General features: G+C 62.0%; 26 protein-coding genes. 11 read left to right on the top strand and 15 right to left on the bottom strand.

The genetic code is table 11. The annotated features are described in order from the left end of the window. Window positions 1-112: 112 nt before the first annotated feature. Genes ACF8EF_RS13580 through ACF8EF_RS13560 form a run of 5 tightly spaced genes read right to left on the bottom strand, consistent with a single transcriptional unit; the run spans window position 113 to window position 3,160 of the window. A complete protein-coding gene (locus ACF8EF_RS13580; RefSeq protein ID WP_176683738.1) occupies window positions 113-415 on the bottom strand; it encodes a lipid asymmetry maintenance protein MlaB in 303 nt (100 codons plus the stop codon). Beyond that, entirely contained in the window at window positions 412-1,059 is a 648-nt protein-coding gene (locus ACF8EF_RS13575) for a phospholipid-binding protein MlaC (RefSeq protein ID WP_392461949.1), read from the bottom strand. Before ACF8EF_RS13575 ends, ACF8EF_RS13580 begins: the two co-directional genes overlap by 4 nt. Before the next feature lie 9 nt (window positions 1,060-1,068). Then, on the bottom strand, window positions 1,069-1,554 hold the full coding sequence (mlaD, locus tag ACF8EF_RS13570) for an outer membrane lipid asymmetry maintenance protein MlaD (protein ID WP_176683740.1): 486 nt from the start codon (window positions 1,552-1,554) through the stop codon (window positions 1,069-1,071). Beyond that, window positions 1,554-2,351: a lipid asymmetry maintenance ABC transporter permease subunit MlaE gene (mlaE, locus tag ACF8EF_RS13565; protein ID WP_003255125.1), complete on the bottom strand. Its 798-nt coding sequence runs from the start codon at window positions 2,349-2,351 to the stop codon at window positions 1,554-1,556. Before mlaE ends, mlaD begins: the two co-directional genes overlap by 1 nt. After that, the gene (locus tag ACF8EF_RS13560; RefSeq protein WP_003255127.1) at window positions 2,351-3,160 is read right to left on the bottom strand and encodes an ATP-binding cassette domain-containing protein; all 810 of its coding nucleotides are present in this window, start codon (window positions 3,158-3,160) and stop codon (window positions 2,351-2,353) included. Before ACF8EF_RS13560 ends, mlaE begins: the two co-directional genes overlap by 1 nt. Window positions 3,161-3,408: 248 nt before the next feature. Here ACF8EF_RS13560 and ACF8EF_RS13555 point away from each other — a divergent pair, with 248 nt between their 5' ends. The 10 genes from ACF8EF_RS13555 (at window position 3,409) to ACF8EF_RS13510 (ending at window position 10,422) form a co-directional block, all read left to right on the top strand. Beyond that, window positions 3,409-4,383: an SIS domain-containing protein gene (locus ACF8EF_RS13555; RefSeq protein WP_176683741.1), complete on the top strand. Its 975-nt coding sequence runs from the start codon at window positions 3,409-3,411 to the stop codon at window positions 4,381-4,383. A gap of 12 nt (window positions 4,384-4,395) precedes the next feature. Then, window positions 4,396-4,920, top strand: coding sequence for a KdsC family phosphatase (locus ACF8EF_RS13550; protein ID WP_392461947.1), 525 nt, complete (start codon window positions 4,396-4,398; stop codon window positions 4,918-4,920). 8 nt (window positions 4,921-4,928) lie between these two features. Then, window positions 4,929-5,501 carry an LPS export ABC transporter periplasmic protein LptC gene (gene lptC, locus ACF8EF_RS13545; RefSeq protein ID WP_392461946.1) on the top strand — a complete coding sequence of 191 codons (573 nt, stop codon included), beginning with the start codon at window positions 4,929-4,931 and terminating at the stop codon, window positions 5,499-5,501. After that, window positions 5,488-6,012, top strand: a complete 525-nt coding sequence (gene lptA, locus ACF8EF_RS13540) for a lipopolysaccharide transport periplasmic protein LptA (RefSeq protein ID WP_209967834.1) — start codon at window positions 5,488-5,490, stop codon at window positions 6,010-6,012. The genes lptC and lptA overlap by 14 nt, the downstream gene beginning before the upstream one ends. Then, window positions 6,013-6,738 carry an LPS export ABC transporter ATP-binding protein gene (gene lptB, locus ACF8EF_RS13535; protein WP_176683745.1) on the top strand — a complete coding sequence of 242 codons (726 nt, stop codon included), beginning with the start codon at window positions 6,013-6,015 and terminating at the stop codon, window positions 6,736-6,738. Between the two features lie 176 nt (window positions 6,739-6,914). Beyond that, window positions 6,915-8,408, top strand: coding sequence for an RNA polymerase factor sigma-54 (locus ACF8EF_RS13530; protein WP_028697418.1), 1,494 nt, complete (start codon window positions 6,915-6,917; stop codon window positions 8,406-8,408). Between the two features lie 79 nt (window positions 8,409-8,487). Further along, the gene (gene hpf, locus ACF8EF_RS13525; protein ID WP_003255135.1) at window positions 8,488-8,796 is read left to right on the top strand and encodes a ribosome hibernation-promoting factor, HPF/YfiA family; all 309 of its coding nucleotides are present in this window, start codon (window positions 8,488-8,490) and stop codon (window positions 8,794-8,796) included. 12 nt (window positions 8,797-8,808) lie between these two features. After that, window positions 8,809-9,273 (top strand): PTS IIA-like nitrogen regulatory protein PtsN, encoded by a 465-nt coding sequence (ptsN, locus tag ACF8EF_RS13520; protein WP_003255137.1) that lies wholly within the window; start codon window positions 8,809-8,811, stop codon window positions 9,271-9,273. A gap of 2 nt (window positions 9,274-9,275) precedes the next feature. Beyond that, window positions 9,276-10,130: an RNase adapter RapZ gene (rapZ, locus tag ACF8EF_RS13515; RefSeq protein ID WP_176683746.1), complete on the top strand. Its 855-nt coding sequence runs from the start codon at window positions 9,276-9,278 to the stop codon at window positions 10,128-10,130. Between the two features lie 19 nt (window positions 10,131-10,149). After that, complete coding sequence (locus ACF8EF_RS13510) at window positions 10,150-10,422, top strand: HPr family phosphocarrier protein (protein ID WP_010952144.1); 273 nt, start codon at window positions 10,150-10,152, stop codon at window positions 10,420-10,422. Between the two features lie 24 nt (window positions 10,423-10,446). On the opposite strand, the gene ACF8EF_RS13505 is transcribed toward ACF8EF_RS13510, so the two are convergent. From ACF8EF_RS13505 to pmbA, 6 genes are all read right to left on the bottom strand, one after another. After that, a complete protein-coding gene (locus ACF8EF_RS13505) occupies window positions 10,447-11,340 on the bottom strand; it encodes a ZIP family metal transporter (protein WP_049586462.1) in 894 nt (297 codons plus the stop codon). An 11-nt stretch (window positions 11,341-11,351) separates the two neighbouring features. Next, window positions 11,352-11,963, bottom strand: coding sequence for a superoxide dismutase (locus ACF8EF_RS13500; RefSeq protein WP_392461942.1), 612 nt, complete (start codon window positions 11,961-11,963; stop codon window positions 11,352-11,354). 1 nt (window position 11,964) lies between these two features. Continuing rightward, window positions 11,965-12,426 (bottom strand): hypothetical protein, encoded by a 462-nt coding sequence (locus tag ACF8EF_RS13495; RefSeq protein WP_176683749.1) that lies wholly within the window; start codon window positions 12,424-12,426, stop codon window positions 11,965-11,967. 27 nt (window positions 12,427-12,453) lie between these two features. Then, window positions 12,454-13,830 carry a class II fumarate hydratase gene (locus ACF8EF_RS13490; RefSeq protein ID WP_392461941.1) on the bottom strand — a complete coding sequence of 459 codons (1,377 nt, stop codon included), beginning with the start codon at window positions 13,828-13,830 and terminating at the stop codon, window positions 12,454-12,456. Next, entirely contained in the window at window positions 13,823-14,224 is a 402-nt protein-coding gene (locus tag ACF8EF_RS13485) for a hypothetical protein (protein WP_012051310.1), read from the bottom strand. Before ACF8EF_RS13485 ends, ACF8EF_RS13490 begins: the two co-directional genes overlap by 8 nt. Window positions 14,225-14,466: 242 nt before the next feature. After that, on the bottom strand, window positions 14,467-15,813 hold the full coding sequence (pmbA, locus tag ACF8EF_RS13480; RefSeq protein ID WP_176683751.1) for a metalloprotease PmbA: 1,347 nt from the start codon (window positions 15,811-15,813) through the stop codon (window positions 14,467-14,469). A gap of 109 nt (window positions 15,814-15,922) precedes the next feature. Between pmbA and yjgA the strand changes: the two genes are divergently transcribed. After that, window positions 15,923-16,444 (top strand): ribosome biogenesis factor YjgA, encoded by a 522-nt coding sequence (gene yjgA, locus ACF8EF_RS13475; protein WP_003255152.1) that lies wholly within the window; start codon window positions 15,923-15,925, stop codon window positions 16,442-16,444. A 57-nt stretch (window positions 16,445-16,501) separates the two neighbouring features. Here the strand turns inward: yjgA and tldD are convergent, their stop codons facing one another. The 4 genes from tldD to rng all read right to left on the bottom strand — a co-directional run bounded on the left by tldD (window position 16,502) and on the right by rng (window position 24,165). Beyond that, the gene (tldD, locus tag ACF8EF_RS13470; protein ID WP_209967842.1) at window positions 16,502-17,941 is read right to left on the bottom strand and encodes a metalloprotease TldD; all 1,440 of its coding nucleotides are present in this window, start codon (window positions 17,939-17,941) and stop codon (window positions 16,502-16,504) included. Between the two features lie 2 nt (window positions 17,942-17,943). Then, entirely contained in the window at window positions 17,944-18,795 is an 852-nt protein-coding gene (locus tag ACF8EF_RS13465) for a carbon-nitrogen hydrolase family protein (RefSeq protein WP_176683753.1), read from the bottom strand. 8 nt (window positions 18,796-18,803) lie between these two features. Continuing rightward, window positions 18,804-22,625 carry a YhdP family protein gene (locus tag ACF8EF_RS13460; RefSeq protein ID WP_392529126.1) on the bottom strand — a complete coding sequence of 1,274 codons (3,822 nt, stop codon included), beginning with the start codon at window positions 22,623-22,625 and terminating at the stop codon, window positions 18,804-18,806. An 82-nt stretch (window positions 22,626-22,707) separates the two neighbouring features. Continuing rightward, entirely contained in the window at window positions 22,708-24,165 is a 1,458-nt protein-coding gene (rng, locus tag ACF8EF_RS13455) for a ribonuclease G (protein ID WP_021781845.1), read from the bottom strand. Window positions 24,166-24,170: the final 5 nt, after the last annotated feature.

Genomic DNA, 24,170 nt, shown 5'->3' with positions numbered 1-24,170 from the left:
ACCTCAATCGGCGCCCGATGCGCACGGGTCGGCCATCATACAAAAAAGCCCCTCGCCTGCGAAGCCCAACGAAGGCTTCGCTGACCGAGGGGCCATCATTCGTGCCTGGCCATTAGCTTGCCAGCACTTCATCGAGATCATAGACCTCGGCAATTTCCCGCATGTCGTCGGGCATGCCACGCACCTCGCACGCCTTGCCGGTGGCCTGAGCATCACGAATGTACCCAAGCAGTAGCGACAGGCCGACACTCGAAGACTTCTCGACAGCCGAGCAATCAAGCACCAGTCGCGGCTCGCGCGAGCCATCGATCAGCACCTTGCCTTGCTTGCGCAAGGCCGGGCCGCTGCGGTAATCCAGCACGCCAGTCAGACGTAGCACGCCCGGCTCTGCCATGCTTACAGCAGCCTCACTCATTTGACGCTCTTCTCTGGCGAGCTGTCGGCCGTCTGCTTGGCCTTGGCCACTTCGCCTGCCCAGCCATCGATGGTCTTGTCCAGGTCGTTGCCGTTGCGCTGCATGGCATCGGCGAACTGGTCACGGAACAGCTTGCCAATGTTGATGCCGTTGACGATCACGTTACGCACCTTCCACTCGCCGCCGATGTTCTGCAGGGTGTACTGCACGGGGTAAACGGCACCGTTGTTGCCGGTAACCTTCATGCCGACGCTGGCGCGCTTGCCGTCATCGGCTTTAGCCGGGTCGACAGTGATGCCCTGGTTGTTGTATTCGAGCAAGGCATTGCCATAGAACTGCATCAGGCTGCGCTTGAAGTTCTCCTGAAAGCGCTGCATCTGCTCCGGGGTCGCCTTGCGCGAGTACTTCACGGTCATGATGCTGCGCGAGATACCGTCAGCATCCACCACCGGGCCGAGAATGCGGTTGAGTGACTCATAGAAGGCGTTGGGGTTGGACTTGTACTGCTCCTTGTTGGCCTTGAGGTCGCCGAGCAGTTCATTGGTGGTGCCCTGAACCACATCGTGCGGTGTCTGCGCAGCCAGAGCCAGCAGGGGGAAGGCCGCCAGTAGCACTAGCAGGCCACGTCGCAGGATCGAAATCATGGATACTCCTTAATTAGCCGGTTGCGCTTCTTTCGGTTCCTTGCCAACAGAGTTGAGCAGGAACTTGCCAATCAGATCCTCCAGCACCAGTGCCGACTGAGTGTCATGGATGGTTGAACCATCCTTGAGGACTTCGTCTTCACCGCCAACGCTGATGCCGATGTACTTCTCACCAAGCAAACCGGCGGTCAGGATCGAGGCAGTGGAGTCGGTCGGCAGGTTATCGACCGACTTGTCCAGCTGCAACGTCACCCGACCGGTGTAGGAATCACGGTCCAGATCGATGGCGGTGACCTTGCCGATGGTCACACCGGCCATGGTCACTTTAGCTCTGACCGTCAAACCGGCGATATTGTCGAAGTAAGCATAAACTTTATAGGTATCACTGCTCGGGCTGGCCGACAGCCCGCTGACACGCAGGGCCAGCAGCAGCAGCGCCAGGATCCCGGCCAGGAGGAACAGGCCGACACCGATTTCCAGGGTGCGGTTTTGCATCAGAAATCTCCAAACATCAAGGCGGTCAGAATAAAGTCCAGACCCAGCACTGCCAACGAGGCATAGACCACGGTCTTGGTGGTTGCACGGCTGATCCCTTCTGAGGTGGGCTCACAGTCGTACCCCTGGAATACGGCGATCCAGGTCGAGACGAAAGCAAACACCAGGCTCTTGACCAGCCCGTTGAGCACGTCGTCAGTGAAAGAAACGCTGTTCTGCATGTTGGCCCAGAACGAGCCCTCGTAGACGCCCAGCCAGTCCACCGCCACCCACGAACCACCCCAGATACCGACCACGCTGAAGATCAGCGCCAGCAACGGCAGCGAGATGAAACCGGCCCACAAGCGTGGTGCAACGATGTACTTGAGCGGGTCGACACCGATCATTTCCAGGCTCGACAGCTGCTCGGTAGACTTCATGTTGCCGATTTCAGCGGTCAGCGCGGAACCGGCACGGCCGGCAAACAGCAATGCCGTTACCACCGGGCCAAGTTCACGCAACAGGGTCAGGGCGACCATCTGCCCTACCGCCTGCTCCGAGCCGTACTTGGTCAGGATGCTGTAGCCCTGCAGCGCCAGCACCATGCCGATGAACACCCCGGACACGACGACGATCGCCAGCGACAGCACACCGACCGAGTACAACTGCTTGGTCAGCAGCTGGAAACCGCCGCCAATGCCACCGCGACCGACCAGCGCATGGAACAGGAACAGGCACGAACGCCCGAGCACGGCCAGCACGTCGATTGCCGAGCGGCCCAGCAGGCGGACACGTTCGAGTAAGGATTTTCTGCGCATCAACGCGCCCCCAGCAGGTCGGCGCGATAGTCAGGCGCGGGAAAGTGGAAGGGAACCGGGCCGTCCGGATCGCCTTTCATGAATTGGCGGATCCGTGGATTGTCCGAGCCCATCAGCTCATCAGGCGTCCCCTGGCCCAGCACCTGACCGTCACCTACCACGTAGATGTAATCGGCGATGCTGGCGGTTTCTGCCAGGTCATGGGAAACCACGATGCTGGTGATGCCCAAAGCATCGTTGAGCAAGCGAATCAGGCGCACCAGTACCCCCATGGCGATCGGGTCCTGGCCGACGAACGGTTCGTCGTACATGAGGATCTGCGGGTCCAGGGCAATCGCCCGGGCCAGTGCCACACGGCGCTTCATGCCACCGGACAGCTCGTCGGGCATCAGGTCGATGGCACCGCGCAGGCCCACGGCCTGCAGCTTCATCAACACGATGTCACGGATCATCTCGTCCGACAGCTGAGTATGCACGCGCAGCGGGAACGCAACGTTCTCGAACACATCGAGGTCGGTGAACAACGCGCCGCTCTGAAACAGCACGCCCATCTGCTTGCGGGCGTCGAACAGGTCGCTGCGCGACAGCGTCGGCAGGTTCTGCCCGGCAACCCATACCTCACCGCTCGCGGGGCGCAACTGCGCGCCCATCAGGCGGAGCAACGTGGTCTTGCCGCAACCCGATGGCCCCATGATGCCGGTGACCTTGCCGCGCGGGATGCTGATGTCGACGTTGCTGAAAATGCTGCGCGAACCGCGTTTGAAGGTCACACCCTTCAACTCGACCGCGTAGGCGCTATCCACACTCATCTAGACTCCTTGCTTATGCAGCCTCGTCCTAATGGACGCCGGCCTCCATCTGGAAGGCACAAGCACCCCTGACAGGCCGAATAGCGGCGAACTATAGCACCGCTGACAGCGCCGCCCCAAGGCCGGGCAACCAGCCGTTCAGCCCCGCGACAGACTTTGGTGGTATTTGCCGCAGTAATCGAGGAGGTGAGGGTTTTCATCATTACGCGTATAATCGTCGCCTTTTCATCAGGCATTGCTTTTTCGACATGAGCCAATCCAGCGAGCTGATCCAATCCGCCCAACGCACTCTGCGCCTGGAACTCAAGGCCGTGGAGGCCCTTTTGGCGCGCATCGACGACAATTTCGTCAAAGCCTGCGAACTGATTCTGTCCAGCAAGGGCCGGGTCGTCGTGGTCGGCATGGGCAAGTCCGGGCACATCGGCAACAAGATCGCCGCGACCCTGGCCAGCACCGGCACCCCGGCGTTTTTCGTACACCCGGCCGAAGCCAGCCATGGCGACATGGGCATGATCACTCGCGACGATGTCATCCTTGCCTTGTCGAATTCCGGCAGCACTGCCGAAATCGTCACCCTGCTGCCACTGATCAAGCGCCTGGGTATCAAGCTGATCAGCCTGACTGGCAACCCCGACTCGCCGCTGGCCCAGGCCGCCGAAGTCAATCTTGACGCCCGCGTCGAGCAAGAGGCCTGCCCGCTGAACCTGGCCCCCACTTCCTCGACAACCGCATCGCTGGTGCTGGGCGACTGCCTGGCCATCGCCCTGCTTGAAGCCCGCGGCTTCACTGCCGAGGACTTTGCCTTCTCACACCCCGGGGGAGCGCTGGGCCGCCGCCTGCTGCTGAAGGTCGAGAACGTGATGCACGCCGGCGACGATCTGCCTCAAGTACCACGCGGCACCCTGCTCAAGGACGCGCTGCTGGAAATGTCCCATAAAGGTTTGGGCATGACCGTGATCGTCGAAGCCGACGGCAAGCTGGCCGGGATCTTCACCGACGGTGACCTGCGCCGCAGCCTGGACCGCAACATCGATGTGCACACCACTCTGATCGACCAGGTCATGACCGTTCATGGCAAGACTGCGCGTGCCGACATGCTCGCCGCCGAAGCCCTGAAGATAATGGAAGACCACAAGATCAACGCTCTGGTGGTGGTGGACCGTGAAGACCGCCCTACCGGTGCCCTGAACATGCATGACCTGCTGCGCGCCGGCGTAATGTAAAGGAGCGATGGAATGAACCAGGACCTCATGCAACGCGGCAAAGGCATCAAGCTGGCAGTGTTCGACGTGGACGGCGTGCTCACCGACGGGCGCCTGTATTTCCTCGAGGATGGCAGCGAATTCAAGACGTTCAATACCCTCGACGGCCAGGGCATCAAGATGCTCATGGCCTCGGGCGTGACCACCGCGATCATCAGTGGGCGCAAGACGCCAGTGGTCGAACGCCGGGCCAGGAACCTCGGTATCCCGCACCTCTACCAAGGCCGGGAGGACAAATTGGTGGTACTTGACGGCCTGCTCGCCGAACTGGGCCTAAGCTATGATCAAGTGGCCTACCTGGGCGACGACCTGCCCGACCTGCCGGTGATTCGCCGGGTGGCTCTGGGCATGGCCGTAGCCAACGCCGCACCATTCGTACGCCAGCACGCCCACGGCGTGACCCAGGCACGCGGTGGCGAAGGCGCGGCCCGTGAATTCTGCGAACTGATCATGCACGCCCAGGGCACCCTGGACGCTGCCAACGCCAACTACCTGTAAGGCTGCCCATGCTCAGCAAGAAAGCCCGAAACATTGTGCTGCTCGGGACGATAGCCGCCCTGTTGGTAGCCATTGGCTACTGGAATGTCAGCCCCGAAAGCTTCCTCGACAAGCCCGTGGCCCAAGTCGACGAAAGCGCCATCGACTACTACGCGATCAACGCCCACAGCGTGCAGTTCCTGCCCGACGGCAAGCTGCAATACGAAATGACCGCCGACAGGATCGAACACCTCAAGACCAGCGAAATCACACAAGTGACCACACCGGACCTGCACCTGTACCGCGGCACCGAGTACCCGTGGCATGTGCAGAGCACACGCGCCGAGGTCAATCCGGACGGTACCGAGGTCGAACTGATCGACAAGGTACGGATTGCCCGCACCGATGAAAAGCAGCGTGAAACCATCATTACCAGCTCACGCATGACCGTGTTCCCGCAGAAGCAATATGCGCAGACCGAGCAAGCCGTTAGAATCGACGGCGCCGGAGGCACAACTACGGGCAAAGGCATGAAAGCGTATTTGAAAGAAGGCAAGATGGACTTGCTCTCTAACGTAAGAGGACAGTATGAGGCTCGTTAAAACCCTCCCCCTTTTGCTCAGCCTGAGCGCAGCACTGGGAAGCGCGAGCGCCCTCGCCCTGCCGAACGACCGTGACCAGCCTATTCGCATCCAGGCCGACAACGCCCACCTGGATGACAAGCAAGGCGTGGCCACTTACACCGGCGACGTGATCATCACCCAGGGTTCGATGATGATCAAAGGCAACACCGTGACCATTACCCGCTCCGCCTCCGGCGATATCGACGTAGTGACCTCGGTGGGCAACCTGGCCTACTTCGAGCAGCAGCAGAGCGCAGCCAAGCCGGACAAGATGAAAGGCTGGGGCGTGACCATCCAGTACCAGGCGCAGAAGGACTTGGTCATTCTCACCGACCGCGCCAAGGTCGAGAACGAAGGCAACACCACCGAAGGCGAGAAGATCGTCTACAACACCCAGACCCAGGTGGCGACCGCCGGTCGCGGTAGCAACGTGACAACACCCCGTCAGCGTATCGACATGGTGATCCAGCCCAAGAAGAAGGCCGAGTAAATGGCAACCCTCAAAGCCCAGCACCTGGCAAAGAGCTACAAGGGCCGACAGGTAGTACGTGATGTCAGCCTGTCGATCGAAAGCGGTCAGATCGTCGGCCTGCTCGGCCCCAACGGCGCCGGCAAGACCACTTGCTTCTACATGATTGTCGGTCTGGTCCAGGCCGAACAGGGCCGCGTACTGATCGACAGCCTCGATGTGAGCTACCAGCCCATGCACGGCCGCGCGCGCGCCGGCATCGGCTACCTGCCGCAGGAAGCCTCGATCTTCCGCAAGCTGTCGGTAGCCGACAACATCATGGCCATCCTCGAGACCCGCAAGGACCTCGACCGGGACGGCCGCCGCAAAGAGCTGGAAAGCCTGCTGCAGGAGTTCCACATCAGCCACATCCGCGACAACCTCGGCATGAGCCTGTCCGGTGGCGAACGCCGCCGTGTCGAGATTGCCCGCGCCCTGGCGACCGCACCCAAATTCATCCTGCTGGACGAACCGTTCGCCGGTGTCGACCCGATTTCGGTCGGCGACATCAAGCAGATCATCCACCACCTCAAGGCCAAAGGTATCGGTGTACTGATTACCGACCACAACGTGCGTGAAACCCTGGATATCTGCGAGACCGCTTACATCGTCAACGATGGCCGACTGATCGCCGAAGGCGACGCTGAAACCATCCTGGCAAACGACCTGGTCAAAGAAGTTTACCTGGGCCACGAGTTCCGCCTCTGACCCGAAAAGCGCCTGAAGTACTGGCAAGCAAGCCGTGAGACTGCGGGTAAAGTTGTTACGGTACTCTAGGCAAACGCTACAATTTAAGGCATAAAACTTGCTTGATCTGGCGCTCCGGCGCCCTCGTGTAGTGGATGGCGCATGCGCGCCGGCGAACAAGGTATTAAGCCCCTGCCATGAAACCATCGCTCGTCCTAAAAATGGGCCAGCAACTGACGATGACACCTCAGTTGCAACAGGCCATCCGCCTGCTCCAGCTCTCTACCCTGGACCTCCAACAGGAAATCCAGGAAGCGCTGGAGTCCAACCCGATGCTCGAACGTCAGGAAGACGGCGAAGACTTCGACAACAGCGACCCGATGGCCGACAACGCCGAGAACAAACCGGCCGCCGAAGTTCAGGACAACAGCTTCCAGGAAAGCGCCGTCAGCGCCGACAATCTGGAAGACGGTGAGTGGAGCGAGCGCATCCCCAACGAGCTCCCGGTCGATACCGCCTGGGAAGACATCTACCAGACCAGCGCCAGCAGCCTGCCGAGCAACGATGACGACGAGTGGGACTTCACCACCCGTACATCGGCCGGCGAGAGCCTGCAAAGCCACCTGCTGTGGCAGTTGAACCTGGCGCCGATGTCCGATACCGACCGCTTGATTGCCGTGACCCTGATCGACAGCATCAACGGTCAGGGCTACCTGGAGGACACACTCGAGGAAATCTGTGCCGGTTTCGACCCGGAGCTGGATATCGAGCTGGACGAGGTCGAAGCAGTACTGCACCGCATCCAGCAGTTCGAGCCGGCTGGCGTCGGCGCCCGCAACCTCGGTGAATGCCTGTTGCTGCAACTGCGCCAACTACCCGCTACAACTCCGTGGATGACCGAAGCCAAGCGCCTGGTCACCGACTTCATCGACCTGCTCGGCAGCCGTGACTACAGCCAGCTGATGCGGCGGATGAAAATCAAGGAAGACGAACTGCGCCAGGTCATCGAACTGGTGCAAAGCCTTAACCCGCGCCCGGGTTCGCAGATCGAGTCCAGCGAGCCCGAGTACGTGGTGCCCGACGTCATCGTGCGCAAGGACAGCGACCGTTGGCTGGTAGAACTGAATCAGGAAGCCATCCCACGCCTGCGCGTCAACCCTCAATACGCCGGCTTCGTTCGCCGTGCCGACACCAGCGCCGACAACACCTTCATGCGCAACCAGCTGCAGGAAGCGCGCTGGTTCATCAAGAGCCTGCAAAGCCGCAACGAGACCCTGATGAAGGTCGCCACGCAGATCGTCGAGCACCAGCGCGGCTTCCTCGACCACGGCGACGAAGCGATGAAGCCGCTGGTGCTGCATGATATTGCCGAAGCAGTAGGCATGCACGAATCGACCATCTCACGGGTTACCACGCAGAAATACATGCACACCCCGCGTGGCATCTACGAACTGAAATACTTTTTCTCCAGCCATGTCAGCACCTCCGAAGGCGGAGAATGCTCGTCCACGGCGATCCGCGCGATCATCAAGAAACTGGTTGCAGCGGAAAATCAGAAAAAGCCATTGAGTGACAGCAAGATCGCTGGTTTACTGGAGGCACAAGGCATCCAGGTAGCCCGTCGCACCGTCGCCAAGTACCGCGAGTCACTCGGCATCGCACCGTCGAGCGAGCGCAAGCGACTGATGTAGCCCCTGAGATGTGCCACAGCGTTTTCGTGGCAGGTGCAAGACCTGCCTCTTTATGCACGGGCAACAAAGGAGAAGCTGTATGCAAGTCAATATCAGTGGACAGCATGTAGAAGTCACCCAGCCACTGCGCGATTACGTGCTTGAAAAGCTCGCCCGCGTGGAGAGTCACTTCGACAAGATCACCAACGTGCAGGTAATCATGAAAGTCGAGAAGCTTCAGCAGAAGGTCGAGGCGACCCTGCAGATTCCCGGCGGCGAAGTGGTAGCCAACGCCGAACACGAAGACATGTATGCAGCGATCGACGCCCTGGCCGACAAGCTCGACCGCCAACTGAAAAAACACAAGGAAAAACAGCAAAGCCTGCTGCAAGGTGCAGCTGCCCGCTGATCCCCCTCATCCATGATCCGACTTGAAACCATCCTGACCCCCGGCCGTTCCCTCGTGAACGTGCCGGGCGGCAGCAAGAAGCGCGCCCTGGAAAAGGTCGCCACTGTCATCGCCGACCAAGTGCCAGAACTGGAGATGCAGGACGTCTTCGAAAAACTGGTAGCCCGGGAAAAGCTCGGTTCTACCGGTTTCGGCAATGGCATCGCCATCCCGCACTGCCGGCTTGAAGGATGCTCCGCTCCCGTCAGCGCCCTGCTGCACCTGGAAGCCCCTATCGATTACGACGCTATCGATGGCGCGCCGGTTGACCTGCTGTTTGTGCTGCTGGTGCCCGAAGCGGCCACCGATGCCCACCTTGAACTACTGCGTCAGATCGCCAGCATGCTCGATCGCAAGGAAGTCCGTGATCGGCTGCGTGCGGCCACCAGCAATGAGGCCCTGTTCCAGGTTGTCCTGGACGTACAGAACGAGCACTGAACATGCGCCTGATCATCGTCAGCGGCCGGTCCGGCTCCGGCAAGAGCACCGCCCTCGATGTCCTGGAAGACAGCGGTTTCTATTGCATCGACAATTTACCCGCCGGGCTGCTGCCGCAGTTGGCGGAAAATGCACTGATCAACACCGATTTGCTGCAGCCCAAGGTGGCGGTGTCTATCGATGCGCGCAACCTGCCCAGCCACCTGACGCGCTTCCCCGAACTGCTTGAAGAAGCCCGCGCCCGGCACATCCAGTGTGACGTGTTGTACCTGGATGCCGATGAAGAGGTCCTTCTCAAACGTTTCTCGGAAACCCGCAGGCGGCACCCCCTGACCAACGCCAACCGCTCGCTCGCGGAAGCGATCCGCGTGGAAAGCGAATTGTTGGGCCCTATTGCCGACCTGGCCGACCTGAAGATCGACACCACCAACCTGAACCTGTACCAGTTACGTGACTCGATCAAGCTGCGCCTGCTGAACCAGCCCGAGCCCGGCACAGCGTTTCTGGTCGAGTCGTTCGGTTTCAAGCGGGGGATGCCGGTCGACGCCGACCTGGTTTTTGACGTGCGCTGCCTGCCCAACCCCTACTGGAAGCCAGAGCTGCGTGAGCACTCGGGTCTCGATCAACCCGTGATCGACTACCTGGCCGCACAACCGGATGTCGAAGACATGTACAACGACATCTCCAGCTACCTGCTCAAGTGGTTGCCCCGCTTCGCTGCCAGCAACCGCGCCTACGTAACCATCGCCATCGGCTGCACTGGCGGCCATCACCGTTCGGTGTACATCACCGAGCGCCTTGGTCGACAGCTGCAGAAAACCCTGAAAAACGTCCAGGTCCGCCATCGCGACCTCTAGCCCAAGGATCCGCCCCACGATGCCCGCCCGCGAAATCACCATCATCAACAAGCTGGGTCTGCATGCCCGGGCGGCAGCCAAGTTCGTCGGTGTGGCCGGCCGCTTCCCCTGCCAGGTGCGGGTCGGTCGCGCCCCGGACAAGCTGGTGGATGGCAAGAGCATCATGGCGGTGATGATGCTGGCAGCAGGCAAAGGCACCCAGGTGCACCTGCATACCGAAGGCGAGCAGGACAGCGACGCCATGGACGCACTGGTCGAGCTGATCAACAACTTCTTTGACGAAGGCGAATAGCCCACCCACACACCTGCGCTTGCATCAGGACATCGCGGTATCCATCACCATCATCAGACAGAAACCTGTACACAGCCCCAGGCTGGCCAGACGATGATGGCCGTTGCTGCGCGATTCTGGAATGATTTCCTGGGTGACCACCAGCAACATCGCCCCCGCTGCACAGGCCAGCCCCAGCGGCAGCAGCAGTTCGGCAACATTCACCAGCCAGGCACAGATCAACGCCGCCAGCGGCTCGACCAGGCCTGAGGCTGCGCCGATCAGGAAGGCCTTGAAGCGCGGCATGCCCGCCCCTGCCAGCACCAGCGCGATCACCAGCCCCTCAGGCACATCCTGCAAGGCAATGCCCATGGCCAGGCTGTCGGCGTCGGCCATTCCACCCCCGGCCGACACACCAATGGCCATACCTTCGGGGATGTTGTGGGCAATTATGGCAATCACGAACAGCCAGATGCGCGCTGCGATCACCGGCTGGTTTGCCGTGCCCACCAACGCCTCCGGCGAAGCCCAGGATACCTTGAGGTCGACCAGGAACAGGCACAACGCCCCGAACATCAGGCCAAAACTGACCAGGCCACCTGCCCCCCAAGGGCTGAAGCCAATAGACTGAGCCGCCGCCAGGCCCGGCATGATCAGGGAAAACGCGGTGGCCGCCAGCATCACGCCAGCACCGAAGCCCAATAGCGTATCCGCCAGCGCCACCGGCATATTGCGAATGACCAGTACCGGTACTGCGCCCAGTGCCGTACCCAGTGCGCACAAAGCACCGCCCTCCAGGGCGCGCAGCATGCGCGGGTCGAGGTCTAGCCAGGCGAGGCCCCGCGCCACCAATAACGCGGCGCCAGCCAGCAAAAGCAAAGTCCCAAGCGCCAGGCGGAACAGGCGCACACTGCTGACAGACATCACCTCAGAGCGCATACCGGTCCGACTCACTTCAGGGCTTCAAGGTAACGACGTTCAACTTCCACCCAGTCAATGACGTTGTAGAAGGCACCGATGTATTCCGGACGACGGTTCTGGTACTTGAGGTAGTACGCGTGCTCCCACACGTCCAGGCCGAGGATCGGCGTATTGCCGTGCATCAGCGGGCTGTCCTGGTTGCCGCTACTCTCCACCATCAAGGTTTTTTGCGGCGTCACGCTGAGCCAGGCCCATCCGCTGCCGAAGCGGGTCAACGCGGCTTTGGTGAAAGCCTCCTTGAAAGCCTCGAAGCCGCCAAGTTGTGCAGTGACGGCTTGCGCCAGTTGGCCCACAGGCTCGCCACCGCCCTGAGGCGACATGACAGTCCAGAACAGGCTGTGGTTGGCGTGACCACCGCCGTGGTTGGTCACGGCGCCACGCAGGTTTTCCGGCAGTTGCTTGACGGCAGCGACCAGTTTTTCCACCGGCCATTCGGCCCACTCGGTACCTTCGAGGGCGGCACTGAGGCCGTCCACGTAAGTCTGGTGATGCTTGGTGTGGTGGATTTCCATTGTCTGGGCATCAATGTGTGGTTCCAGCGCATCGTAGGCGTATGGCAATGCAGGCAAGGTATGGGGCATGTCAGTGAATTCCGTAGGCATGGGTTCTGGGTGTTACATCCGGCTGGGCAGCGAGCTCGCTGGCCCCGGCGCTGTGGCGGTTGAGCAAGCGCTCGGTACGCGGGTACTGGCCATACTCGGCAATGAAACTCAGCAGCTCGGTGTAAGTGCGCGCACTGTGGCGCAAGGCGGCATCACGCAGCGCCTGAGGCAGGCGCACTTCCTGGCAGGCCTGCAGCAGTCGCTGGTGAGCAGCGCACAGGTAGTCGGCGCTTTCATGCGGCTGGTCAAGGCGCAGGTGCAGGTCAGCCAGGTTGTGGTGGGCGATGACGAATGCAGCCACCGCTTCGTCCACGTCATGCCAGCGCTCGAACAGCACCTGGGCCAACGCCAAGGCTTGCAGGTAGTGTTCCCGGGCGTCCACCAGCTCGCCTTGTTCGAATAGGCGGTTGGCGGTTTCCGTGGTGCGTTTCCAGTGCTGCATGGCTGTCTCCTGGGCGGTGACGCAGTGTCAGATACCGCCGGCGGTGAGCTTTTCCGGGTCCAGCAGCGCTTCGAGCTGGTCGCGGGACAGGTCGGTGTGCTCCAGCGCCACATCAATGATTGGGCGACCTTGCTTGTAGGCGGTCTTGGCGATTTCGGCGGCTTTGAGGTAGCCGATGATCGGATTCAATGCAGTGACCAGGATCGGGTTGCGCGCAAGGGCTTCCTTGAGTTTGTCTTCGTTGACCTTGAAGGTGGCGATGGCTTTGTCGGCCAGCAAGCGGCTGACGTTGGCCATCAGTTCGATGCTTTCCAGCAGGTTACGGGCGATCACCGGCAGCATCACGTTCAACTCGAAGTTACCGGACTGGCCGGCGACGGCGATGGCCGCGTCGTTGCCAATCACTTGGGCGGAGACCATGGCAGTGGCCTCCGGGATCACCGGGTTGACCTTGCCTGGCATGATCGAAGAGCCCGGCTGCAGAGCTTGCAGCTCGATTTCGCCCAGACCGGCCAGCGGGCCGGAGTTCATCCAGCGCAGATCGTTGGCGATTTTCATCAACGCCACAGCGGTGGTCTTGAGCTGGCCAGACAACGCCACGGCAGTGTCCTGCGAGCCGATCAGGGCGAACAGGTTCTGGCCGGGCGTGAACTCGACCTTGGTCAGGCCACTGAGCTGGCGAGCGAAACCGACCGCGAACTGTGGATGGGCATTGATGCCGGTACCCACGGCAGTTCCGCCCTGGGCCAGCGCCTGCAGGTGCGGCAGCATCGCTTCGATATGCGCCTTGGCAGCATTGATCTGCGCAGCCCAGCCATCCAGCACCTGGCTCATGCGCACGGGCATCGCGTCCATCAGGTGAGTACGACCGGTCTTCACGAATGAATGTACTTGTGCCGACTTGACCTCGATCACCTGTACCAGGTGCGCCAGGGCTGGCAGCAACTGCTCGTGCAGGGCCAGCGCGGCACTGACGTGGATGGTGGTCGGAATGATGTCATTGCTGCTCTGGCCACAGTTGACGTGGTCATTGGCATTGACCGCCTCACCCAGTACATGGGTAGCCAAGGTGGCGATCACCTCATTGGCGTTCATGTTCGAACTGGTGCCAGAGCCTGTCTGGAACACATCCACCGGGAAGTGCTGGATGAAGTCCTCGGCCAGCAGTTGCTCGACAGCCTTGACGATAGCCTGGCCCTGCCCGGCAGACAGTTGCTCCAGTTCGACGTTGGCCTTGGCCGCAGCGGCCTTGGCCAGCAACAAGGCACGAATGAACTGGGCCGGCATACGCTGGCCGCTGATCGGGAAGTTGTCGACCGCGCGCTGGGTCTGGGCGCCGTAGAGGGCCTGGGCCGGCACCTGCAGCTCACCCATGCTGTCACGCTCGATACGGGTATCACTCATCATCAAATCCTTGCATCAGTTCATCGGGAGAAATCGAAGGCAGCAGACGGCAATTGGCCAACTGCAGGGCGTAGGGTTGCCAGCGTTGGTTCTGTTCCTGGCGGTCGAGGTTGCGCAGGTCCAGCAGAGGGCGCCACGCCTGATCCAGGCACAGGCAACGCCAATGCCAGGGGAGCATGCGATCGCAGGCGGTATCCAGCAGCAGGCGAAACGCTGTCAGCGCCACCGTCCATGGCGAGGTTTCGGTGCAACACACCAGATAGCGGCCTTCGGCCAGGTAATGCTCGATCAGGCGCGGCTCGTCGGGGTCGAGCGCACAGCGAATGCGCCGGCTGAGCCAGCGCCAGTTTTCCAGGTAGGGCAGTTCGCGGAGGACGGATTTCATGAACATCATCGCCGGGTTACTGGATAATGATATTCATTATTAAGTGATAAACAGAATCACTTCAAGAAAAGGTGATGAAATAAAAACCCGGCGCGAGGGCCGGGTCTTCGGATTTGCAGAGAAAGGTGTAGTGTGTGCCGGCCTCTTCGCGGGTAAACCCGCTCCTACAACGGCCGGTGTCCAACCCCGATGTGCGTCCACTACCGTGTAGGAGCGGATTGATCCGCGAAAGGGCCGGCGCAGGCTAAAGATCAGCTACCAGCAACGGTCATCCGCTCGATCAGCACCGAGCCCGTATGAATGTTGCTACGGGTTTCAAGATCGCTGCCAATCGCGACAATCTGCTGGAACATGTCCTTCATGTTTCCGGCGATGGTGACTTCCTGCACGGCATGCTGAATCTCGCCATTCTCGACCCAGAACCCCGCCGCACCACGGGAATAGTCCCCCGTCACCATGTTCAAGCCATGCCCCATCAGTTCGGTCACCAGCAGCCCGCGCCCCATGCGGCGAATCAGCGCGGCCTGATCTTCGACACCGTGGCTGACGAACAGGTTGTGCACGCCACCGGAATTGGCAGTACTCGGCAAACCCAGCTTGCGCCCGGAGTAGGTGCCCAGCAAGTACGACACCAGCTCGCCTTTTTCGACAAAAGGTTTGGCATAGGTGGCCAGGCCATCACCGTCGAACGCAGCACTGCCCAACGCACGCGGAATATGCGGGCGCTCGTCGAGGGTCAGCCAGGAAGGGAACAGGCGCTGGCCAATGGTACCCTCCAGGAACGACGACTTGCGGTAGAGGTTGCCGCCGGAAATGGCCGACAGGAAGCTACCGAACAGGCCACCGGCCAATTCGGCCGAGAACAGCACCGGTACCTCGCAAGTCGGCACCGGCCGGGCGCCAAGGCGGTTGGCGGCACGCTGGGCAGCGCGCACGCCGATGCTGCGCGGGTCGGCCAGCAGGTTGCCTTGGCGGTTCACGTCGTACCAGTAGTCACGCTGCATCTGCCCGTCGCCTTCGGCAATCATCACGCAGCTCAGACTGTGCCGGGTCGAGGCGTAACCACCGATGAATCCATGGCTGTTGCCATACACGCGGCAGCCCTGGTGGGTATTGAGGGTGGTGCCATCGGCGTTGAGGATGCGCGGGTCGGCGTCGAAGGCCGCGGCCTCGCAGGCCAAGGCCATTTCAATGGCCTTCTCGGGCTCGATATCCCAGTCGTGGTACAGGTCCAGATCAGGGATTTCACGCGCCATCAGTGCCGCGTCGGCCAAGCCCGAGCATTCATCCTCGGAGGTGTGCCTGGCAATTGCCAGCGCTGCGGCGACGGTCTCGCGGATCGCCTCCGGGCCACTGGCCGAGGTGCTGGCCGAACCTTTACGTTGGCCAGCATAGAGGGTGATACCAAAGCCCTGGTCGCGGTTGAACTCGACCGTTTCGACCTCACGCTGGCGTACGGTGGTGGACAGCCCCTGCTCCAGCGACACCGCCACTTCGCAGGCACTGGCCCCCTGACGACGCGCCTCGGCGATGATCGCCTCGACCTGTTCCTGCAATGCTGGCAGGTCTCTCGGACCTACGCTCTGGACTGCACTCATGGTTCTCTCCACTCAAATTCTGCGTACGGCTTGGGGTCATTCTACGACCGGGCCGGACAAGCGGCCCCCGACTGGTTATCATGGCGGCGATTTCTAGCGGACTGCCACCATGGTTGATTCAAACGACGACGCCTTCGACGGCGAAAAAAGCAAAACCCAGATCAAGCGCGAACTGCATGCGCTGGTCGAACTCGGCGAGCGGCTTACCACGCTCAAGGCCGATACCTTGGCGCGCCTGCCATTGACCGACGAGCTGCGCAAGGCACTGGCCGAGGCCAGCAAGCACACCGCTCATGGCGCCCGTAAACGCCACATGTCGTTCGTCGGCAAGCTCATGCGCGTGCAAGACCTCGATGCCATCCACGCCTTGCTCGAGCAGATGGACAGCTCGACTCGCCAGTACAACGAACGCTTCCACAGTTTGGAGCGCTGGCGTGACCGGTTGATCGACGGTAACGACGAAGACCTCGAGCGCTTCGTCAACGAGTACCCCGACACCGACCGCCAGCAACTGCGCTCGCTGGTGCGCCATGCCCAGCACGAGAAGGCGCGGAACAAGCCGCCTGCCGCCGCGCGCAAGGTGTTCAAGTACATTCGCGACCTCGACGAGTTGCAACGCGGGCTACGCTGACAGGCTGGGCCCCTGTGAGAGCGGGCATGCCCGCTCCCACAACGACTCCCGAAGCCATCAAGCGCCCGTACCGCCTACGGTAATCGCATCCAGCTTCAAGGTAGGTTGCCCCACCCCGACCGGCACCGACTGCCCGTCCTTGCCGCACGTCCCTACCCCGCTGTCCAGTGCCAGGTCGTTACCGACCATCGAAACCCGGCTCATCGCCTCGGGACCATTACCGATCAAGGTTGCGCCCTTCACCGGCGCGGTAATCTTGCCGTCCTCGATCAGATAGGCCTCACTGGTGGAGAACACGAACTTGCCGCTGGTGATATCCACCTGCCCACCACCGAGATTGGCGCAGTAGATCCCCTTCTTCACCGACGCGATGATCTCCTGCGGGTCGCTTTCGCCGGCACGCATGTAGGTGTTGGTCATGCGTGGCATCGGCAGGTGCGCGTAAGATTCACGGCGGCCGTTGCCGGTCACTGCCATGCCCATCAGGCGCGCGTTCAGCTTGTCCTGCATGTAGCCCTTGAGCACACCATTCTCGATCAGCGTGGTGCATTCGGTCGGGGTGCCTTCGTCGTCCACGCTCAGAGAACCACGGCGGCCTTCAAGGGTGCCATCGTCAACGATGGTGCACAGGCTCGACGCCACTTTCTCGCCAATGCGGCCGCTGAATGCCGAACTGCCCTTGCGGTTGAAGTCGCCTTCCAGGCCATGGCCAACAGCCTCGTGCAACAGCACGCCCGACCAGCCCGGGCCCAACACCACCGGCAAGGTACCGGCCGGCGCCGGGATCGCTTCCAGGTTCACCAGGGCCTGGCGCAGAGCCTCGCGGGCATAGCCCATCACCCGCTCTTCGGTGAAGAAGCGGTAATCGGTACGCCCGCCACCGCCCTGCCCACCGCGTTCGCGACGGCCATTCTGCTCGACGATGACGCTGACATTGAAGCGCACCAGCGGACGTACGTCGGCGGCCAGGCTGCCATCGGCCGCAGCAATCAGAATACGCTCCCAAACCCCAGCCATGCTCACGCTGACCTGCTGAATGCGCGGGTCCAGGGCACGGGTGGCGGCATCGACACGTTTAAGCAACTCGACCTTTTCGGCACGACTGAGCACGTCCAGCGGGTTGTCCGCGGCATACAGGGCGGCCACCTCCTGGCTGCGGAAGGCTTGCACCGTGCCGTTCTGCCCGGCACGGGAAATCGAACGGGCAGCACGGGCTGCCGAGGTCAGCGCTTCAAGGTTGATCGCGTTGCTGTAGGCGAAGCCGGTTTTTTCGCCGGACTGGGCACGCACGCCCACGCCCTGGTCGAGGTTGAAGCTGCCCTCTTTGACGATGCCGTCTTCCAGCGCCCAGGTTTCCGAGATCTGGCCCTGGAAATACAGGTCGGCGGCGTCGATGCCGGGGCCAGCCAACTCACCCAGCACGCTCTGCAGGCTGTCCAGGGTCAAGCCGCCTGGGGCCAAGAGCTGCTCGCTGACGGTGGATAACATCTGGCTCATAGTCACTCCGAGGTGTGCGCAGGCCGCAACGCGCCCTGCGAAAAAAAGCGCCGGTGCGATACCACCGGCATGCGCGCCCGAATGGACGCTTGTTCTTCAATGTCGCGCTCGGCAAGCAGTACCGCTTCACCTTGCGCCTGTTCTGCGAGAATGCGCCCCCAAGGGTCGACGATCGCCGCATGACCATGGGTTTCCCGTGGACCGGGGTGGGCGCCGCCCTGTGCCGCAGCCAGCAGGTAACACTGGGTTTCGATGGCCCGGGCACGCACCAGCACCTCCCAGTGTGCTGCGCCGGTCACTGCAGTAAAAGCTGCCGGTGCGGTGATCAGCTCCGCGCCGGCAGCGCGCAGCGCGCTGTACAGTTCGGGAAAGCGCAGGTCGTAACACACGCTCAGCCCCAGCCGCCCGACCGGCGTATCAGCCACCACTACCTGAGCACCCTGTGCGTAGTCATCCGACTCGCGGTAACGGCCCCGGTTGTCGGCTACGTCCACGTCAAACAGGTGCAGCTTGTCATACCGTGCCGCCACCTCGCCGTGTTCATCGATCAGCAACGAGCACGCATGGGCCTTGGCATCGGGCTGGCCGGCCGGTGGCAAGGGCAAAGTACCGGCAACAATCCATAACTTGAGGTCGCGGGCGGTGCGTTTCAACCATGGCAGAATGGGCCCTTGCCCCAAAGCCTCGGCACGGCCGATGGCAGCAGCGTCCTTGCGCCCCATGGCGGCAAAGTTCTCTGGCAGCACCGCCAACCGCGCGCCGCCCAACGCGGCCTGCTCCAACAGGGCACCGGCACGCTGCAGGTTGGCCTGCACGTCGTCCTGGCTGACCATCTGGATTACCGCTGCCTTCATGGGTACTCCTAGCGGGATTTCTCGAAAGGTTTCACAAATGTGATTCTAGGCTCTTTCCACGGCCCTTCGACACGGTAGTGCACGCTGGCAAAGCGTGACACGCGGTCACCGATCAGCCGATCGACCAGGAACAGCGCACCGCCCACAGCCGGCGCGCCGACGATCAACGCTGCCAGCGGCAGGTTGTTGGTCACCGGCAGGCTCACCTGCAAGTCAGCATCGACCCGGTCGCTGACCATGTCCAGCGTGCCGTCGAGCTCGAAGTTGCTCGACGGGCCGGTCACGGTAATCGGATTGCGGGTCACGTACACGCCACTACTGGCCACCAGCAAGCCCTTGACCCGGTCATAGGCCAGGCCCTTGTCAAACAGGTCGGAAAAGTCCAGACGCAGGCGCCGGCCAATCGAGTTGAAGTTGAGCAGGCCGAACACCCGCAGTGCTTGTGCGCTGCCTTCGACCTCGACGAACTGGCCGCTGCGCAGCGCCGCATCCATGCTGCCCGAGAAGCGTTTCAGGCCCACCGCGGCGGGCGAGCCCGGCCAGCGGCCATCCACATCCAGGCGGAAGTCGCGGCTGGTCACAGTCGGGGCAAAGCCCCAGGCCTTGAGCACATCCGCCAGATTCTTGCCGTCAAGGCGCCCTTTGTACCAACTGCTGGTTTTGCCCGTTTCACCTTCCCAGCCACCGCCGCCATCGATGCGCAACCCCTTCAGATCGAGGTCGATATCACTGGCTTTAACGCCACGTGCGGTCGGCCGCAGCTTGATCGAGGCGCTGCCGTAAAGATCGTCACCGCGATAGAGCTTGTCGATGCTCAGGTCCAGTGCCGGGACTTTGCGCGGATCGAACGAGGCCAGCGGGTCGGGGCCGTCTTCAGCCTGCTGCTCAGCGGCGCTGGCGGCAGGCAGGCGCAAGGTCTGCATGCGCACGGCCATGGGCACGCCCTTGGCATCCGGAACGCGTGCGTTACCGATGACTTCCTTGCTGTCGAGGCGCAAATCCCAGGCCGGGCCGGCCCGGGCCAGGCGAACCACGGCCTGGTTCAGATCCATGCCGAAGGCTTTCAACTGGCCGATGCTCAGGTCGACGCTTTGCAAGTTCTGCCGCGCGCTGCCACCCGGGTCGTCGCCAGCCAGCCGGGCAGCCTGTTCCTGCCAGGGGGCCAGGTCCAGCGTCTCCAGTCGCCCGCGCACCCTCAGCCCTTGGCTGGCAGGTACCCGGGCGTCGCCTGTGCCCAGCACTAGCTCGCCACGGCCCTGAGTCAACTTCTCGGCCGGTGCGGCATAGGCGAAGCGGGCAAGGTCGGCGTAGGCGGCATCGAATTGCCGCTCCGGTCCCTGAAGGCTCATGTCGAAACGGCTGTCACGGGTATCTGCCGCCGCTTTGCCAAACGGAGCCGGCAGGTCGATGGCCAGGCCCTTGAGGCTGGAAGTGACACTCAGGTGGTTGTCCCGGCTCCCCAGACTGAGTTGCAACTGATACGGCAGGTCACCGGATGCCGGCAAAGCCTGGTTGAATTGCAGCCAGTCAGTCAGCGTCTTGAGCGATACCTGGCCATTGGCATTGATGCGGGTCTGCATCTGCCCAGCCTGACCTTCAGCGGTTATTCGAGCCGTTACCGGCTTGCCGAAGGCCTGTAGGCTGATGCCTTTGCCACTCAGGCCCTTGTCGAAATCGAAGCTGAAGTCTCCCTTCAGGCGGCTCAACTCCAGGCTTGGCGGAGCAACTTTCAGGCGCGCATCGCTGGTGGCGAAGTTCACCTGCACTTTTGGGCGCAGCCCATGGGCCAGCGGGATATCGAGCTTGACCTTGCCCTTCAGCGGCCCCTCACCTTCCCAGCCGGCGAAAATTTCACCAGTGCCGATGGGCGCCTCCTTGAGAATCTTCAGGCCATCACCCAGGCTACCGTCGAAGTCGCCGTCCAGGTAAAGGTGACTGTGCTGATCACCGTCGACATGCGGGATATCGACTGTTACATCACTGACCTTGGTGTCGAGCAGCACGCCTCGCCGGGCCAAGATGCGCACGCCACTGTCCTCGATGAACACATCGCCATCCACATGCTGCACCTGTGGCCAACCGGGCTGGAAGTCCAGGGCGGCGTCATGCACCTTGAAGAACAGGCTGATGCTGCGCGCCTCCGGTGCTGCGCCATGGTTCAGCGAGCCCTGATACTGGAAGTAGCCCTGGTCCACAGCACCTTTGATGATCGCGCTGCGCAGCCATTCGTCGAGGGCCGGGCTGAGCACTTCGGGCAGATACTTGGCGGTATAGCGGCCATCGCCTTCGGTCAGGCCGACGCGCAGGTCCATGTAGTCCTCGCGGCCTTCCTCGAAGAACAGGCGAATCAGGAAGTCGCCGGCGATCTTGCCCTCTTCGCCCAGCACCTTGAGATAGGGCGCAATCAGGGTGAAACCGTCTTTGTCCAAGGTCCAGGTCAGGCGCGCATTCGCCTTCTGGTAGTGCCAGGGCTTGGCGAAGATCGGGTACAGATGCAGCATGAACGCATCGGTATCCAGGCGCAGCTCGCCGTGGCCCAGGTCACCGCTGATGCTGCCACTGACGTTACCGGCCGCCGGAGCGTTGTAATAAGCATCGAAGCCTACCTTCTCCAGGTTGGCCGCGAACTGCAGGCGCTGGTCACCCTCGGCCTTGGGCCTGACCTCGAGGCGCACATTGCGCAACGCACCGGTCACCTTCAAGCCATCGACCACATCCTTCACCTTGTCCGGCAATGGTGCCAGGGCGTCGATCAGCGGAGTCAGCGGAGTGAGGTCGAGGCGGTCGGCCTGTAACTGCCAGCTTTCATCGGCTGCGTTCTGGCCAGGGCGCTGCTGCAACTGCAGGTGAGACTCCCAGCGGGCCTTGCCGAGGTCCATGGCCAACGAGTCGACGACCACATCGAAGCCTTGCTCCCGGCGCTGGAACCAGGCGCCCAAAGCGAGGTTATTCAGGTCGGCAGCCTTGCGCCCGGCATAGGCCCCCTGCAGCCTGGGTGCATTGAGCCTTACGACGGCCCGTTGCAACTGCCCCTTGCCCCAGCCGATCCAGAACTCACCGCCCGCCCGCAGGGTATCCGCATGCCACTGCCCCAACACCCTGGGTGGCAACCAATGTGCCCAGTCACTTTGCGGCAGGCTCACATAGGCTTGTACCTCGCCATCACGCCAAGCCTCGGCCGACATACGGCTGTTCAGGCTCAGCGCCAGGGGCTGGCCATCAGGCAGGGTCGCGCGCAAGTCCAATGCCTGACGTGTGGCACCGGCCTGCAGGCCAGCACTCACATAAGTCAGGGTCAGCGGGTCGCGCTGCCAGGGGTGCAGGGTGACCAGACTGTCGAATACATCGATGCGCCCCAACTGCCGCAGGCGCTGCAGCAAGTCGGCAGGGTCCAGCGGCGCGTCGTCCTTCTTCGGCAGGCCCTCCAGGCTCCAGGCGCCCTGCTCGTTCTCGCGAAGGATCAGTTGCAGCCCGCCCAGCTGAATGCGCGCCAGGCGCACTTCACGGGCGGTGAGGCTGGCCCAGATGTCGGGCACTACCATGACGTCGTCAAGCCGCAGCGCCTTGGTGCCTTCGCCCAGTTGCAGGTCGCGCACCCGCAGCACGGGGGCCAACCCGCTCCAGTGCCCTTCCAGGGCACCGACATGCACGGGCAGGCCCAGCGCCTGCTCGGCCTTGCTTTCTAAGTCGGCACGGTACTCGGCGACCAGCGGCACCAGTTCACGGCCAAGGCTGACATACAGCGCCACCAATACGGCCAGCAGGGCACAAATGCCCAACCCCCAGCGGGTCAGAGCGACAAGAACGCGGTTCAGACGTCCCATGGCCATGGCCCTCCAAGTCGTTTATCCATGATGGCCCGTAGTGCCGGTTTTACCAGCCCGACGATACCGTGGCGTGTTTCAGAAGGCCTCAGAGCAGCACCACGTCGTACTGTTCCTGCGAATACATCGACTCGACCTGGAAGCGAATGGTTCGACCGATGAAGGCTTCCAGTTCCGCCACGTTGCCTGACTCCTCATCCAGCAGGCGGTCGACCACCTTCTGGTTGGCCAGCACACGGTAGCCTTCGGCCTGATAGGCGCGGGCCTCACGCAGGATCTCGCGGAATATTTCGTAGCAGATGGTCTCGGGCGTTTTCAGCTTGCCGCGGCCCTGACAGGCCAGGCACGGCTCGCACAGCACCTGCTCCAGGCTTTCCCGCGTGCGCTTGCGGGTCATCTGCACCAGGCCCAGTTCGGTGATGCCGATGATGTTGGTCTTGGCGTGATCGCGCTCCAGCTGTTTTTCCAGGGTACGCAGAACCTGGCGCTGGTGATCTTCGTCTTCCATGTCGATGAAGTCGATGATGATGATGCCGCCAATGTTGCGTAGGCGCAGTTGCCTGGCGATGGCGGTAGCGGCCTCGAGGTTGGTCTTGAAGATGGTTTCTTCGAGGTTGCGATGGCCGACGAAAGCCCCGGTGTTGACGTCGATGGTGGTCATCGCTTCGGCCGGGTCGACCACCAGGTAACCGCCGGACTTCAACGGCACCTTGCGCTCCAGGGCCCGCTGGATCTCGTCTTCGACGCCGTACAGGTCAAAGATAGGGCGCTCGCCCGGGTAATGTTCGAGGCGGTCGGCTATTTCCGGCATCAGCTCGCCGACGAACTGCGTGGTCTTCTGGAAGGTTTCCCGCGAGTCGATGCGGATCTTCTCGATCTTCGGGTTGACCAGGTCACGCAGGGTACGCAGGGCCAGGCCAAGGTCTTCATAAATGACCGTGGGCGCGCCACAGGTCTTGATCTGGGTGCCAATCTGCTCCCACAGGCGGCGCAGGTAGCGAATGTCCTGCAAGATCTCCTCGGCACGCGCGCCTTCGGCGGCGGTGCGCAGGATGAAGCCGCCGGCATCCTTGATGTTCTCGCTATCCATGCAGTCGCTGACCACCTGTTTGAGGCGATCACGCTCGGCTTCGTCCTCGATTTTCAGCGAGATACCGACATGACTGCTGCGTGGCATGTACACCAGGTAGCGCGACGGAATCGATAGCTGGGTGGTCAGGCGCGCCCCCTTGGTGCCGATCGGGTCCTTGGTCACCTGCACCACCAGAGCCTGGCCTTCATGTACCAGTGCGGTGATGTTCTCTACCGCCGAGCCTTCACGCTGGGAGATCTCCGAGGCATGGATAAATGCAGCGCGCTCAAGGCCGATGTCGACGAAGGCCGCCTGCATGCCTGGCAGCACACGCACCACCTTGCCCTTGTAGATATTGCCGACGATGCCACGGCGCTGGGTGCGCTCGACGTGCACTTCCTGCAGCACCCCGTTTTCCACCACCGCCACACGTGACTCCATCGGGGTGATGTTGATCAGGATCTCTTCACTCATGGCAG

It is taken from the genome of Pseudomonas sp. zjy_15 (assembly GCF_043101865.1).
GTDB classification, from domain to species: Bacteria; Pseudomonadota; Gammaproteobacteria; order Pseudomonadales; family Pseudomonadaceae; genus Aquipseudomonas; species Aquipseudomonas putida_Y.
Note: the sequence above shows the minus strand (reverse complement) of the source record. Positions and strands in the feature narration are given on the sequence as shown.

Coding starts and splice junctions, on each gene's coding strand:
- ACF8EF_RS13580 (WP_176683738.1), bottom strand. CDS start 415: ATGAGTGAGGCTGCTGTAAGCATGGCAGAGCCGGGCGTGCTACGTCTG.
- ACF8EF_RS13575 (WP_392461949.1), bottom strand. CDS start 1,059: ATGATTTCGATCCTGCGACGTGGCCTGCTAGTGCTACTGGCGGCCTTC.
- mlaD (WP_176683740.1), bottom strand. CDS start 1,554: ATGCAAAACCGCACCCTGGAAATCGGTGTCGGCCTGTTCCTCCTGGCC.
- mlaE (WP_003255125.1), bottom strand. CDS start 2,351: ATGCGCAGAAAATCCTTACTCGAACGTGTCCGCCTGCTGGGCCGCTCG.
- ACF8EF_RS13560 (WP_003255127.1), bottom strand. CDS start 3,160: ATGAGTGTGGATAGCGCCTACGCGGTCGAGTTGAAGGGTGTGACCTTC.
- ACF8EF_RS13555 (WP_176683741.1), top strand. CDS start 3,409: ATGAGCCAATCCAGCGAGCTGATCCAATCCGCCCAACGCACTCTGCGC.
- ACF8EF_RS13550 (WP_392461947.1), top strand. CDS start 4,396: ATGAACCAGGACCTCATGCAACGCGGCAAAGGCATCAAGCTGGCAGTG.
- lptC (WP_392461946.1), top strand. CDS start 4,929: ATGCTCAGCAAGAAAGCCCGAAACATTGTGCTGCTCGGGACGATAGCC.
- lptA (WP_209967834.1), top strand. CDS start 5,488: ATGAGGCTCGTTAAAACCCTCCCCCTTTTGCTCAGCCTGAGCGCAGCA.
- lptB (WP_176683745.1), top strand. CDS start 6,013: ATGGCAACCCTCAAAGCCCAGCACCTGGCAAAGAGCTACAAGGGCCGA.
- ACF8EF_RS13530 (WP_028697418.1), top strand. CDS start 6,915: ATGAAACCATCGCTCGTCCTAAAAATGGGCCAGCAACTGACGATGACA.
- hpf (WP_003255135.1), top strand. CDS start 8,488: ATGCAAGTCAATATCAGTGGACAGCATGTAGAAGTCACCCAGCCACTG.
- ptsN (WP_003255137.1), top strand. CDS start 8,809: ATGATCCGACTTGAAACCATCCTGACCCCCGGCCGTTCCCTCGTGAAC.
- rapZ (WP_176683746.1), top strand. CDS start 9,276: ATGCGCCTGATCATCGTCAGCGGCCGGTCCGGCTCCGGCAAGAGCACC.
- ACF8EF_RS13510 (WP_010952144.1), top strand. CDS start 10,150: ATGCCCGCCCGCGAAATCACCATCATCAACAAGCTGGGTCTGCATGCC.
- ACF8EF_RS13505 (WP_049586462.1), bottom strand. CDS start 11,340: ATGCGCTCTGAGGTGATGTCTGTCAGCAGTGTGCGCCTGTTCCGCCTG.
- ACF8EF_RS13500 (WP_392461942.1), bottom strand. CDS start 11,963: ATGCCCCATACCTTGCCTGCATTGCCATACGCCTACGATGCGCTGGAA.
- ACF8EF_RS13495 (WP_176683749.1), bottom strand. CDS start 12,426: ATGCAGCACTGGAAACGCACCACGGAAACCGCCAACCGCCTATTCGAA.
- ACF8EF_RS13490 (WP_392461941.1), bottom strand. CDS start 13,830: ATGAGTGATACCCGTATCGAGCGTGACAGCATGGGTGAGCTGCAGGTG.
- ACF8EF_RS13485 (WP_012051310.1), bottom strand. CDS start 14,224: ATGATGTTCATGAAATCCGTCCTCCGCGAACTGCCCTACCTGGAAAAC.
- pmbA (WP_176683751.1), bottom strand. CDS start 15,813: ATGAGTGCAGTCCAGAGCGTAGGTCCGAGAGACCTGCCAGCATTGCAG.
- yjgA (WP_003255152.1), top strand. CDS start 15,923: ATGGTTGATTCAAACGACGACGCCTTCGACGGCGAAAAAAGCAAAACC.
- tldD (WP_209967842.1), bottom strand. CDS start 17,941: ATGAGCCAGATGTTATCCACCGTCAGCGAGCAGCTCTTGGCCCCAGGC.
- ACF8EF_RS13465 (WP_176683753.1), bottom strand. CDS start 18,795: ATGAAGGCAGCGGTAATCCAGATGGTCAGCCAGGACGACGTGCAGGCC.
- ACF8EF_RS13460 (WP_392529126.1), bottom strand. CDS start 22,625: ATGGCCATGGGACGTCTGAACCGCGTTCTTGTCGCTCTGACCCGCTGG.
- rng (WP_021781845.1), bottom strand. CDS start 24,165: ATGAGTGAAGAGATCCTGATCAACATCACCCCGATGGAGTCACGTGTG.